Origin of the sequence: Pseudomonas sp. ChxA, assembly GCF_030263855.1 — a bacterium.
Lineage (GTDB): Bacteria > Pseudomonadota > Gammaproteobacteria > Pseudomonadales > Pseudomonadaceae > Aquipseudomonas > Aquipseudomonas fluorescens_CB.
In genome coordinates this window covers 2,919,068-2,931,561 of sequence record NZ_JARPMK010000001.1, presented here as the reverse complement: position 1 = coordinate 2,931,561, position 12,494 = coordinate 2,919,068, and the positions used below count along the sequence as shown (strand labels likewise).

Annotated in this window: 16 protein-coding genes and 1 pseudogene; 11 read left to right on the top strand and 6 right to left on the bottom strand. The window is 55.1% G+C overall.

The genetic code is table 11. The features are described from left to right. The first annotated feature begins 2 nt into the window (after positions 1-2). Together P5706_RS13205 and P5706_RS13200 are read left to right on the top strand one after the other, a co-directional pair. The gene (locus tag P5706_RS13205) at positions 3-1,811 is read left to right on the top strand and encodes a hypothetical protein (RefSeq protein WP_285679489.1); all 1,809 of its coding nucleotides are present in this window, start codon (positions 3-5) and stop codon (positions 1,809-1,811) included. A gap of 11 nt (positions 1,812-1,822) precedes the next feature. Continuing rightward, positions 1,823-2,872: a hypothetical protein gene (locus P5706_RS13200; protein ID WP_285679488.1), complete on the top strand. Its 1,050-nt coding sequence runs from the start codon at positions 1,823-1,825 to the stop codon at positions 2,870-2,872. A gap of 260 nt (positions 2,873-3,132) precedes the next feature. On the opposite strand, the gene P5706_RS13195 is transcribed toward P5706_RS13200, so the two are convergent. Then, a complete protein-coding gene (locus P5706_RS13195) occupies positions 3,133-3,429 on the bottom strand; it encodes a putative quinol monooxygenase (protein WP_200431794.1) in 297 nt (98 codons plus the stop codon). A gap of 410 nt (positions 3,430-3,839) precedes the next feature. Here P5706_RS13195 and P5706_RS13190 point away from each other — a divergent pair, with 410 nt between their 5' ends. Beyond that, positions 3,840-4,220: a DUF1090 family protein gene (locus P5706_RS13190; RefSeq protein ID WP_285679487.1), complete on the top strand. Its 381-nt coding sequence runs from the start codon at positions 3,840-3,842 to the stop codon at positions 4,218-4,220. A 122-nt stretch (positions 4,221-4,342) separates the two neighbouring features. Here P5706_RS13190 and P5706_RS13185 read toward each other — a convergent pair whose 3' ends face one another. The 3 genes from P5706_RS13185 to P5706_RS13175 form a co-directional block, all read right to left on the bottom strand. After that, positions 4,343-4,675, bottom strand: a complete 333-nt coding sequence (locus P5706_RS13185; protein ID WP_285679486.1) for a hypothetical protein — start codon at positions 4,673-4,675, stop codon at positions 4,343-4,345. A 17-nt stretch (positions 4,676-4,692) separates the two neighbouring features. Next, positions 4,693-4,860, bottom strand: coding sequence for a hypothetical protein (locus P5706_RS13180; protein WP_285679485.1), 168 nt, complete (start codon positions 4,858-4,860; stop codon positions 4,693-4,695). A gap of 170 nt (positions 4,861-5,030) precedes the next feature. Next, a complete protein-coding gene (locus tag P5706_RS13175) occupies positions 5,031-5,402 on the bottom strand; it encodes a hypothetical protein (RefSeq protein ID WP_200431798.1) in 372 nt (123 codons plus the stop codon). Positions 5,403-5,677: 275 nt separating this feature from the next. Here P5706_RS13175 and P5706_RS13170 point away from each other — a divergent pair, with 275 nt between their 5' ends. The 6 genes from P5706_RS13170 (at position 5,678) to P5706_RS37205 (ending at position 10,272) form a co-directional block, all read left to right on the top strand. Beyond that, positions 5,678-7,123, top strand: coding sequence for a serralysin family metalloprotease (locus tag P5706_RS13170; RefSeq protein WP_352231389.1), 1,446 nt, complete (start codon positions 5,678-5,680; stop codon positions 7,121-7,123). Between the two features lie 743 nt (positions 7,124-7,866). Then, the gene (locus tag P5706_RS13165; RefSeq protein ID WP_200431800.1) at positions 7,867-8,208 is read left to right on the top strand and encodes a hypothetical protein; all 342 of its coding nucleotides are present in this window, start codon (positions 7,867-7,869) and stop codon (positions 8,206-8,208) included. 46 nt (positions 8,209-8,254) lie between these two features. Next, positions 8,255-8,473: a hypothetical protein gene (locus P5706_RS13160; RefSeq protein ID WP_202940730.1), complete on the top strand. Its 219-nt coding sequence runs from the start codon at positions 8,255-8,257 to the stop codon at positions 8,471-8,473. 144 nt (positions 8,474-8,617) lie between these two features. Further along, positions 8,618-9,049 (top strand): hypothetical protein, encoded by a 432-nt coding sequence (locus P5706_RS13155; RefSeq protein ID WP_200431801.1) that lies wholly within the window; start codon positions 8,618-8,620, stop codon positions 9,047-9,049. A gap of 348 nt (positions 9,050-9,397) precedes the next feature. Further along, positions 9,398-9,808 (top strand): VOC family protein, encoded by a 411-nt coding sequence (locus P5706_RS13150; RefSeq protein WP_285679484.1) that lies wholly within the window; start codon positions 9,398-9,400, stop codon positions 9,806-9,808. Between the two features lie 149 nt (positions 9,809-9,957). Continuing rightward, complete coding sequence (locus tag P5706_RS37205) at positions 9,958-10,272, top strand: Mu-Gp12 family protein (protein ID WP_502945509.1); 315 nt, start codon at positions 9,958-9,960, stop codon at positions 10,270-10,272. Here the strand turns inward: P5706_RS37205 and P5706_RS13145 are convergent. Next, positions 10,185-10,457, bottom strand: coding sequence for a hypothetical protein (locus P5706_RS13145; protein ID WP_285679483.1), 273 nt, complete (start codon positions 10,455-10,457; stop codon positions 10,185-10,187). The two genes, P5706_RS37205 and P5706_RS13145, sit on opposite strands and share 88 nt — an antisense overlap. A gap of 514 nt (positions 10,458-10,971) precedes the next feature. Next, positions 10,972-11,313, bottom strand: coding sequence for a hypothetical protein (locus P5706_RS13140; protein WP_285679482.1), 342 nt, complete (start codon positions 11,311-11,313; stop codon positions 10,972-10,974). A 246-nt stretch (positions 11,314-11,559) separates the two neighbouring features. On the opposite strand from P5706_RS13140, the gene P5706_RS13135 reads away from it, so the two are divergent. Both P5706_RS13135 and P5706_RS37200 read left to right on the top strand, forming a co-directional pair. Beyond that, a complete protein-coding gene (locus P5706_RS13135) occupies positions 11,560-12,120 on the top strand; it encodes a fasciclin domain-containing protein (RefSeq protein ID WP_200431803.1) in 561 nt (186 codons plus the stop codon). A 139-nt stretch (positions 12,121-12,259) separates the two neighbouring features. Next, positions 12,260-12,441, top strand: a pseudogene (locus P5706_RS37200) (integrase); the annotation flags it as partial. Positions 12,442-12,494: the final 53 nt, after the last annotated feature.

Genomic DNA, 12,494 nt, shown 5'->3' with positions numbered 1-12,494 from the left:
CCATGAGCATCCTCAATGGACCACGACTGAATTTCTGGGGCGGCATCCGCACGGACGTGAGCTTGCCCAACAACTCGCCGACCATCCCGTTCAATGGCAACCCGAACTGGCCGCTGTTCGACCTGACCACCTCGACCCTGGCGCCGGGTGCGCAGTCTTATACCGATGACCAACTGAACAACATGATCAACGCGCCGGCCGGCAACTACTACACGGCCGGCGGCTGGAACCACTATGGCCAGCATGTGGTGGACATGCAGAACGCCTTGATCAGTTCCCAGGGTTTGCCGGGCAACATCAGCACCACCGGCGACCTGATTGGCCAGCCGGTTTACCTGCTCGGTTCGGTAGACCCGGTGACCGGCCAAGGCCCGGTCTCCGGCCCGATGATGGTGGACCTGGACCCCAGCGCCTCGACCACCACGCAGATCTTTGTCGGCGGCCTGCAAATTGGCGGCAACGACAATATTCAGTTGCTGATCCGCAACAATGCAGTGTGCAGTAGTTATGACGTGACCGGCCGCGTGCTCGATCCGGCAAAAATGGACGCACCGGGCTCGTTCCATGCCAGCGGCACGTTCCAGCTGACTTTTCCGCTGAGCAGTATCGTCAGCTGGAACCAGAACAGCGCAGGCCTCAAGGCGATTATCCAGGCGCCGGGGGCGACGGGCATTGTCTTGCGGTTTGTAATGTTCGAGATGTGCCCGCAGATGACCACGGCACAGTTGGACGCCGATTACGCCGCCGGTAAATACACGCCGAACCCGAGCATCGGCCGGGTGATCGGCACCCTGGCCCCGGCGTTTGCCGGCGAGTTGCCGGGCTGCCAGCCGGGCCGCCAGATCGTCAACCAGGCCACGGGCAATGCCGCCTACGCGGCGCTGGGCAACAATGGTTTGCTGAGCCTGGATATGGTCAACGTCATCCCCAAGCAAACCTTCCGCGCCGTGCGCGATGACATCACCAGCCCCATCGGGCCGAATGCCAATTACGGGCCGGTAACCATTGCCGCCGGTGCCGCACCGTTGACTACGCTCAACCCCGTCGCCAGCCCGCTGGTCAATTACTACGTGTACGGAGGTATCGTCGACCTGCCCCTGAGTACCAGCCAACAGCAAGCCGTGAGAACCACCGCGTTGAACATCACCGCGCCCAATGCGGTGAACGGTAAAAAACTCAACGCCACCGAAGCGACTTACCGGGTGTATGCCGACCAGCGCAATGTGTACCTGGAGGATTATCCCAATGGACTGACCATCACCTTGCGGGTCAGCTATCTGGGCGGGCCGGTGCGCAACGCCACCAAGGTGAGCCTCGCAGCCAGCGCTCCGGGGGTTTACGATCAAAAGCAGTACATCGACTTTCTCAACTTCCCCACTTCGCTGACCGTGAATGCCGGGCAACAGACGGTAAGTTTTCCGGTCACGCTCAAAAGCGGCAGCGCTGGCCAGGCCGGTTTTGTCGCGCTGACCTGCACGGCCAATGGCGTGGACGATGGTGCCTTCTTCACCAATCTGCGCAAATACGCCCAGACTGATTTCGGTATCGCCAAGGGCAGCACCATTACCTGGGCCCAGGTTTACCCGAACGTGCTGCGTTTTCACTACCTGGCCTTCCCCGCCATGTCGCGTTATGTGCCGCTCAACCAGCCAGACGCGATCATGGGCGCGAAAAACGCGATTCTGGCGCGCACCTCGGACGCCTACAAAGGCACCACGCTGTTCATGCCGGTGGTGCGCTCGATGTCGCCGGCCCAACGTGCGTTGCTACGCGCCTACCTCACCGGCAGCCCATGGCAGCCGCCGCAATAGGAGCTCAGTCCATGACCTTGCATATTCCGGCGCAGCCCATTGAGGCGCTGCACTCCAGCACACTGATTGCCGAAGGACTGCTCAACCCGCGCGGCCTGTGCCTGCAAGACGACGGCAGCCTGCTATTGGCCGAAGCCGGCTCCGGCCTCGCGGACCAGCCCTTCAGCGGCCGCATCAGCCGCTTGCAACCCGACCCTGCACGGCCTGGCGAATACTTGTCCGGCGAAGTCATCGCCCACGGTTTTCGCAGCATGAACATGCAGGCGCGCATGCTGCGTGATGAAATCATGGGTATCTCGGATATCGCCTGCGGTGAGGGGCGTTGCCTGGCCAGCCTGACCGATTATGTCGGAGGCTCGCAACTGCTCGACCTGCAATACAACCCGCCTGAGCCGGTCTTCCACAGCCGGGGCAATTTGAACGCGCTGTGCTACCACCCGACCCGCCGCAGCTGGCTGGCGGTAAAGCCGGATACCAACCAACTGGTGGAGTTCACTGAGGGCCGGGACGAACGGGTATTGGCGCAACTGCCGGAACTCGATCAGAGCCAGGAAGCCGTGCCTGTGACGTTGGTATACGAGCCGCATACGGACGCCGTGCTGATCAGCCTGTTCTCTGGCGAACTGCACGGCGACACGGCGCGCAAGGGCATCGACTTTGCCGACTTTGCCGGTCAAGTGATCCGCGTGCACCCGGCCAGCGGGCAAGTAGAGGTGGTGATACGCGGCCTGCAATTGCCCACGGGCCTGGCGTTGTGCCCGCGCGGCAGGTTGCTGGTGTTGGAGCTGTGCAGCCACCTGCAACAACCGCTGTTGCCGGACTGGAACGGCGAGCCGCTGCACGGCGGTTTTACCCGATTCACTGGGCGCTTATTGCGTTGCAACCTGCTCACCCGGGAAGTCGAAGTGTTGGTGCGCGGCCTGGATACGCCGTCCAACTTATGCGTGGTGCCGGGCGCCGTGCTGATCAGCGAAGGCATGGGCCTGGCCGGGCGGCCAATCCCAACGCCCTACAACACGGTGGTGCCATTGAGCGGCAAGATAAGGCGGGTGCCGCTTTGAAACCATGCCCTACGCAGTCAAGCAAGTCGAATCAGCAATCGAGCTGAAGAAAAGCAACCCGTGGCGAGCAGGCTTGCCCTGCGTTGGGCTGCGCAGCAGCCCCAGCCCGCTATCACTGGCTCACCGAGTCGCCTGATTTGGGGCGGCTTCGCCACCCAGCGCAGGGCAAGCCTGCTCGCCACAATGACAGTGTTCATCCTTGTTTAAAGGGTACCGTCGGTTATTCAAAGACCTTGAAGGCGCTGGCTCTGAAAGCGGCCTTATACCGCTTCCTCCAACAGCAAAACGGTCGCAGGCCCGGCACGAAAAGACGGATTGTGCTGGGCTGCCGCGACCATATGAGGGGCGACATGGTGGGCATCCAATGCGTCCTTTGAGGCCCACTTTTCAATGAGGACAAAGCTGTCGGGGTTGCCCACCACCGGATGCAGGTCGTAGTTCAGGCACCCGTGCTCGGCCCGCACCTTAGGCGCCAGCGCCTGAAACGCTGCCAACTGCTGCGAGCCCTTGCCGGGCTGGGTATTGATCATCACGACAAGCTGCACTTCATTGGACATGAACACACCGTTGCTTAGGTTGGATAAGGAACGAGCACAGTACTTGAGCGTGATGCCTGGGTGCAAAACACATAATGCACACACGGTTTTCACGCGGTTTTCACAGTGGCGCGCCTAGCCTGAAATCAGCTCCTAAGTGAACACCTTTTAAGCCCGCGCCCCCATCGTGGGCTTTTCTTTGTCTGATTGGCGTGTTGGCGGGCGGGCCAAGCGGTTAGAGGCGCAGACAGCCCTGGCCATGTCCCGCCAACAACGTGAAAGCCTTCACACTTCTGCAACGCCAGTGTTGAAGCACAAAAACTGCCCCAATAGTATTTCCCTCCACCCGAGCGCTCACTCTTATACGGATATTGCTCTGCGCCAGCTCGGGCGCTGACGCGTGTGCAGGCAATCAAACATTGAGGTTTGCCATGCGTCTTAACAAACTCGCACCCGCCGCCGCCCTGTTCAGCCTGTTTACCCTGCCCACCCACGCCGCCGACCTGACGGCCCTGACGGGCGCCTTGTCTTCCGCCCTGGGTGGCAGCAGCACCAACACCGTCAACACCACTGCCAACAACGCCTCCTGCCAACAGCAGATCCGCGACCTGCAAACCAACATCAATGCAGCCAACGCCAAAGGCGACACTTTGCGCGCGACAGCCTTTCAGGCAGCCCTGACGCAAACCAATAAAAGTTGCAGTAACGCGCGTTACAACACCCAAGCACAGGTGGATACCAACCCTCAACACCAGCAGAACGTGAACAAGGCTGCGGATGCAATTAATGCTATTGGTGGTTTGTTCAAGTAAGTCGAGATGTGATGTGAGATGAGCCCGCGGTTGCGGGCTTTTTTACGCAGGTGAAACCGACACTCTCTATGCTCGCCATCGGAAGGTTAATCCAATACCCGACGTCCCTCTTCAAGCGATCATTATTTCACACTTGTCTTTGCAAGGCCTATGCGCCTGTCATTACCGGCATTCACTTTTGCATTCGTCGGAAGCACACTTTCCTTATAGTTTCTGAGGATCGCTTGCGCTGTTTCATTCTTGGACTCGCACTCTAGCTTTTTAATTTCTTCCCATCGTTCGTAGGCTTCTTTTATTGTCAAAAAAACCCCTACCAGCCTATCCCCAATGAACAATAGAAATAGCTTCTCTGGAGTTATTTTTGATCGATCGATAGCGTCTACGGCGCAGCGTTGTACCGAAACATTCGCCTCAGCAAAATTAATTTCAACGATCGATAAATTTCCATCACTCATAGGTGTCAATCCTTTAGTTATTCAAACGAGGCACCATCGTCATTGATCGCAAAAATATGCGCGCCCTGCTTCAGGCCAAACCACCTCACTTCGGCCTGGCCAAATTCTGCTGCCAAGGTGCCGTCTATGTAGAACTTAACGTTAAGGCCTACGGGATACAAGGTGTTGTTACGCGTAACGACCAACTCGGCCTCGTTTTTTGTGTGGCCGCATAAACGCGGCTGGCGGGCAGAGAGTCAGCCTAGTTGATGATATTGGATTCTGTCGAGGCACGGACATGAATATATAAAGTAGCGATATGACGATAAATCATTGGCTCGAAAGATAACGAGCGACCGCCAACCACGCTCTGTGGTTACTGGGCGTGGGCGCTAGGAACCCATAGCGTGCACGATGTCGCAGCTTGGGCGATCAGCCAATCATGCTCGCGCTTTGCGAAAGGCCGAGGCATCGTGTAAGAGATCCGAAGCGCAAAGTTATAGGCACTCCTGACTTCGTTTTCGGTAGGCGTTGCTTCTGCCAGTTTTGTGTTGGTTTTGAGTCCTTGTACCGCTCCATGTAGTGCTATCGCCTGTTTACCGGTGTCAGCGCTTTCCTCCAGGATCTGTACCGCGATAAAGGCCGCGTTCGAGCAACGATCCATCTTTTCCCACTGCTTCATCTGGGCTTCATCACCGAGTGCGACAGCTGAGGTGAGTAGCGCTAATGAGCCAATCAAAAAACGCATGATTTTGATCCTTCAAATAAGTGTGTGCATTGATACACCCATCAGGATCAAATTGCCAATACGAATTGCCACCCGCTCACATTTATCAAACCACCCATCCGCTTGACCTCCCTGAAAATATTTAAGGATATTTCAATACGTTATATATTATATTTAATTTTTAAATAACACTAAACGCATTACTCCTTTATAAAGATCAACACAACAAGAAAACAACGAACACGTGATAAGCCTAGAGCACTCCACACTCAATGGATACGAAGGAATGTAAACTTATGACTGTCTCAACGAAAAATCTTGTTAATCCAGGTACTTCTTCGGCAGGCTTCCAAACCAGTGAAGACTATCAAAGCCTCCAGAATTTTTCACACGCGTATGATCGAGGAGGATTTTATATAAATGGCAAGCCGTCTTACACTGTTGCGCAGGCTGCTGATGAAATAACCCGAGGCGGTTACTATTGGGGTGATAATGACCATAATAGCAAGTACAATTTCACCTACAGCTTTCTGACCTCAGAAAGTAAATCTTACGCCGCTGAGAATGTTTCTGGCTTCGTCGCTTTCAACGCACAACAGAAGTCCCAGGCAGCCCTTTCGTTCCGATCCTGGTCGGACGTCGCCAATATCTCATTCCGTGAATCTAAAAGCGGAGGCGACGCACATATATCCCTGGGCAACTATAGCAATGACCTGCAGCACGGCGGTGCCCGATCAGCTTTCGCGTTCTACCCAAACAATAGCGGAAACAGTGACGCGTTGTTTTATACCAATAAAAACTACCAAGAAAATTTGACGCCCGCGAACGGTAATTACGGCCGTCAAACGTTAACCCATGAAATTGGTCACACACTTGGACTTCAACACCCAGGCGCGTACGATGCCAGCGTGGGTCAGCCGTCCTATTCCGATGCGAAATATGCCGAAGATACACACGGGTACTCCGTGATGAGTTACTGGAGCGAGAGCAACACCGATCAAAACTTCAGTAAAGGCGGAGGCGAAGCCTATGCAGCCGGCCCGCTGATCGACGACATTGCCGCGATCCAGAAGCTCTACGGCGCCAACTACGCCACCCGCGCCGGCGACACTACCTACGGGTTCAATTCCAATACCGGGCGGGACTTCTACAGCGCCACCTCCAATGCCGACAAGCTGGTGTTCTCGGTATGGGACGGTGGCGGCAACGACACCCTGGACTTCTCCGACTTCACCCAGAACCAGAAGATCAACCTCAATGAGGCCTCGTTCTCCGACATCGGCGGCCTGGTGGGCAACGTGTCCATCGCCAAGGGCGTTACCCTTGAAAACGCTTTTGGTGGCGCGGGCAACGACCTGATCATTGGCAACAACGCCGCCAACATCATTAAAGGCGGTGCCGGCAACGACATCATCTACGGCGGTGGCGGTGCGGACCAACTATGGGGCGGCGCCGGCAACGACACTTTCGTATATGGTGCCAGTTCCGACTCCAAGCCAGGGGCTGCAGACACGATCTTCGACTTCACCTCCGGTTCGGACAAGATCGACCTGTCGGGCATTACCAAGGGTACAGGCTTGAGCTTCGTCAATGCATTCACCGGGCATACTGGTGATGCTGTGCTGAGCTATGCCTCGGGTACCAACCTGGGCACCTTGGCGGTGGACTTCTCCGGACACGGCGTGGCCGATTTCCTCGTCACCACCGTTGGCCAGGCAGCCGTCAGCGACATCGTGGCGTGATCTAAAGCGCGGCGCTGCGGCGCCGCGCTCCATGATGGAGCAGAAGCTGGTGCGCCTCTCTCAATTGACCGCCTGTGCTTCACTGGTGTTGTTCGTGTTGGCAGCAGCCTACGTAATTGAGGGCACAGAAGTGATTCGGCCTTTAGACTAATTGTCGTAGAAGTACCACATTACAGATACCACCGTGGCAACCCATCCCAGGGTAAGCAAAAATGATAGACCTGCGAGCCGCTTATCCATGGTGCCCTATCAAAAGTCAGATGAACGCAATACGAACGCCTCCAGTCGGAGTCGTTCAGTGTTCTCAGTATGCGGCGGCACATGCCTGGCACACCCGCTGGTGATCAGTCCCTGGTCGACAGCGTTGGTAATTACCATAGCTCAATGAGGGCGACCATCAGGAACCTTTTGCATAATCTGGAATCTGTGCTGCTTGCTTTACATCAATCAGTCAGCGAGCGCCCAGCATGATATTGAGAAACACCTTACTGTGCATGGCGCTTGTCGCCGCCGGCTTCCTTGCCGGGTATGCAGCGAAACCCACCCGCGAACTTCAAGTAACAGCCGGCCAACTCATAGAGTGCGGCCGGGTAATCATGCCTACTCTTGGTATGTAAGTGTGATCTCTGTATCAGAAAACTTGTCATTGGCTTGTGGGCCCATCCAGCATGGATGGAGTTCCAGTAACGCCGACACCCATTCGGCAGTCGAAAGTCTTAAACCTGGATTGCAAGGAGTGCGATATGCCAGTGGTAGCTGTGCTCAATGATGAGTCAGATCAAGGTGAGATTTTAGGCGCGCTGAAGGCCTATGGTCTGGTGCTGGCTAACTACTACACCCGCCCCGGCGCATCGGATCTGACTAAGCAATTAAGAGCCGCGCTGGGCAATAGATCTGCTGAGCATCAGCTGATTTGCCATAATCTACCGCTGGCTATAGAAGGCGACCCCTCGTGGACAAGCGTGCTTGTACTGCCGCCCCGGCATCACTTTCAATACCGTGAAACGATGGCCTTGGCGGCTCGAGCGCTCAGCGCTGCCGATGAAAGTAACGAGAAGGGAATGTTCTTGTATCACGAGCCGTAGACGCCAAACGTGGACTGGCGATGACATTCATGGATAACAGAAACGCATGACAGCATGGCGAAATCAGAGCTTCTGGAGCAAGGTCGGGGTCATTACCTGGCTGACGTTCCTCATGGTCATTCCTGGCGCTTGCGACGCAGGCTGGATGGGCGCAGGCTCGTCCAATCGCAAGCGAGTCTTCAGCCCTGGCTTCGTTGCGCTGTGCGTTTTCGTGGCTGTGGTTGAGCTGATAGCGCTGAACCACTTCTATGGTGTGCGAGGATGAGGTGAAGGCGGTACGCTTATATCTTGTTACAACCATTTGCCCGCATGCACCGCCCGCAAAGAACTTCAAACTTTTGGTCGAGTCCCAATGCCAGGCGTGCTTTAAACCGTGAGCGCCTGCTGACAACCCATAGAGGTTCACAAAATGAAAATGACACTGCCCGCTCTATTGTTGGGCGTCCTCATTTCGCAAGGAGCGATGGCTGCCGGAGATGGCACAGCCGGCCTTGGAGGCGGCGTTGGTGGTGCACTTGGCAACATCGTAGGTCAACAGCTCGGCGGCTCAACGGGCGCGGCGGTCGGCGCAGGCGTAGGTGGTGCTGCCGGCAGTGCTGTCGGTGCTCAAAAAGGCAATAGAGCCGAAGCTGCATTAGGTGGAGGGATCGGCTCAGCGGGTGGCTCATTGATTGGTAACCGCCTCGGCGGTACAACCGGCTCGACCATCGGTGCAGGTCTCGGCGGCGCGGCAGGTGGCGCGCTAGGAAACAACCTGGCGGATGATGAGAGCAATCATCGATCCGATGGTAGAAAGCACAAAGGCAACAACAAGCATAAACACAAGAACAAGCATCGTTAGTTTCCGACGCTGTCACATCGAAGCCCGGCCCAGCGCCGGGTTTCTGGTCTCTGGCAAGCGCCTTACTGGCATTTGTCAGCACGCAGGCCGTATCAGGCGACAACGTCAAGGCAATCGCGATGTCCTACTGAGCGCAACCTTTCACATCCCTTTCACACTCGGCCGCTTATGGTTACCCCAGCTCCTAGAGAACATCCCTTTAAGCCCGCTACTCCCCATCGCGGGCTTTTCTTTGCCTGCGATTTGGAGGGCCGAGACTCGCCCTCGTCGCCTTACCCGACGACCGCTATACACGCCCACCCTCAAAATGACACGATAACGCCTCGCCTTCGTAAGTAGGAACACGGGATGTTCAGCCACGTAACCGTTGGGACAAACGATCTTGATAAAGCGTCTACCTTCTATGACGCGGTGCTGATCCCCCTGGGACTCTGTCGTAGGCCTGTAACCCCTGATGGCGGGCCACCTTCGGCCTGCTGGATCAAGCCAGATAGCGCTCTCCCGCGCTTTTATGTGTACAGCCCTTATGACCGCAATGCGGCCGGAGCTGGGAATGGCAGCATGGTGGCTTTCACTGCACCCTCTCCAAGTGCGGTAGATACCGCTTATGCAGCTGGGCTTGTTGCAGGTGGATCTGATGAAGGTGAACCTGGCCAACGCACCCGCTATGGTGATGGTTACTATGGTGCTTACCTGCGTGATCCAGATGGCAACAAGGTGCACATCGCTCATCGTGGCGATTTGTATTTGGCGGGATAGGCGCTGCTCATCGTATTGGCTTGAAGACCGTTATTGCGCAGGCTTTTTTGTTGTGCGTGCACCCTACCTCTCATAGGGTCGCTTTAGACCGTGAATTGTAAAGATGACTCATGTGCGGATAGTGCGCCAGCCTGAGTGTGCTGAATTGACTGCGTGAGGCGATCGGCCTGAACCCGGGCGCACTGTGGATGTGCGGCGGTGTGTTCTTCGAGTTGGAAGGGGCCGTGTACCTGAACCTCGGCCTCAGGCTCGAGGATGGAAACGAGAACATCGAGGGGGCCAACGAAATCCTCGGTAGTGAATTTGAAGCCGCGTGCCAACAGGCCTTGGGCCGGCGCAAAGCGGCCTCACCCGCTCTCATCTCTTGCGCTGAGATTCAGTGTTTCGGACGACAAGCTTCGAAAAGCTGCCAGATCGAACCGACGTACTTTTTAACAACTTGCTCACTCGCTGATCCAGCATGAATGGAAGCGGAGTTTGCAGAAACATAGTTCCAGTAAGTACGAGGCCCCTCTGGAAAGTCTTCCGCACTAATCCCTATCAAGCTATGAGATGCCATAACAGCTCTGCGCTCCAAACCCTCAGCAGAAGTAGCCAAGCTTTCAACAGCAGTTAAAAGCTTGTGAGCCGTGTCAATCGAGATACCCATATCACCTCCTATAAACCAGCCCCGTCTCGGGCACCCGTAATACCCCATATCAACAAATCACGCCAGCCGGCACATCCCTATCGCTTTTCTTTCGTATCGGGAATAAGCCAACCCCCTAAAAAAATACTAGCAGGACCAACAAGCCAAATGAGGTTCGTTCCTGGGCTAACCATTGGAACGATCAAAGCTATTGCAAACAGTCCTATTGCTGTCCATAGCTTCCTACGCGGCGTGAACCACTCGCGGAACACTTCAAGCTTTCTACTGGCCATTGCCACTCTCCCTGACTACCGACTCGAAAAGATTGTCACTTCTATCAAACAATCACGCCAGCCGGCGAGGACTCAAGCCTACGAATCGGCCACGAATCTCTCAACCCCTTCCGCCGCGCACCCAAGACGCTTTCGGCCAACAGCCGCCTCTCATTACGGCAGCAATCTACTAACTGAGTATCGTTGCATGTCAGAGGGGCTTCTTCATTGAGAGCCGTAATCGCTGCCATTCATTCCAGCAGCTACTCCTGTATATCACTGATCACAATCTGCGAGTTCCCCTCGATCCTTTTGACTTCTACAGTCATGCTCCCATGCTCGCCTTTGACCAAATAAAGGTAAAGATGAAAACCTGGCCCAGTGTCACTTTCATCGTATACAAACCGTTTCAACAAGGTTAAGGAAGCAACATTACCTATCTGAGTAGTCACCTGTTGGTTTGAACGTAAATACTCCTGAAACGCAATATTCGCCTCATCCTTTGCCTCGTAGTATCTCAGCACAAACCCTGCTATCACGACGACCAACACTGTCGCAATTACAGACCGTATTTTTTTGAATCTCGGGCTTTTTAAACTACTCATACTGAATCGTCCCTGATTTTGCAGGCAGGTGGAATGACCATTTTTGGCCAAAAACGGACAAACCACAATTGCGCCCCTTTACAGGCATTCAGTGTGGATGAAATGTCAGGGACGGCGACCGACAGGTTTGAACCGGCAGGCGTTGCGCTTAAAAAGTTATTTTCTGAAAAGGTGCATCCACTTTGATCGTTGGCTCGTAGATTCAATACCCTCACTCGGAGGGCATAAGAGCCAAGGAGATACATCATGCACGCCTTTTACAAAAAAATTGCTGCTGCAGCCTGCTTTGCGATTCTCTCCGTTACTGCAACTCTCAGCTTTGCTGCCGACACTGTAATGGTCGGAGGCGCAGCGATGTACCCAAGCAAAACCATCGTGGAGAACGCAGTCAATTCAAAGGACCACACCACACTGGTAGCGGCAGTCAAAGCGGCCGGCCTGGTTGATACACTCAACAGCAAAGGTCCTTTTACCGTATTCGCTCCGACAAACGAAGCCTTTGCCAAGCTGCCAGCAGGCACCGTCGAAACTCTGGTCAAGCCTGAGCACAAAGCCGACCTGACTAAAATTCTGACCTACCATGTAGTTGCTGGCACACATACATCAGCACAGCTGATGGCCGACGCCAAGAAGAATGGCGGCACCGTTGTGTTGAAAACAGTTCAGGGGGAGTCGCTGAATATTAAGCTGCACGACGGCAAGCTTTGGGTTGTCGATGCCAAAGGCGGTAAGGCGAGTATCAGCATCGCAGACGTTATGCAGTCCAACGGCGTAATCCACGTTGTCGACTCAGTCTTGATGCCTTAAACGCTCTTGAACCCGGCAGGCGTACAGTTTGCCGGGTGTTGAGGCGCGCATATAGGCAGTTACTGTCAACTCAAGGAAGAGCTATGTCATCGCTACTGTTTTACACAGATGCTAACGAGGCGATCGTAGTTACTGAATTGAGCAGGGAGACCCTGCGCTTGCCGCAAAGATCGGCGGGTTTCAGTTCCGGGATATTCGACCCAAAGCGGCGTCAGAAATCGTGGATATTGGCGATGCAAGCCTGTTGCTGCGGCATAGCAATCAGGAAATCACAAGCGCGTTTACAGAAGGCTTGGCGCCACTGCGAAGCCGTCAAAATAGAAAAGTTCTGGAACACTTCCATAATAGTTATGGAACGCTGAACAAATACAAAC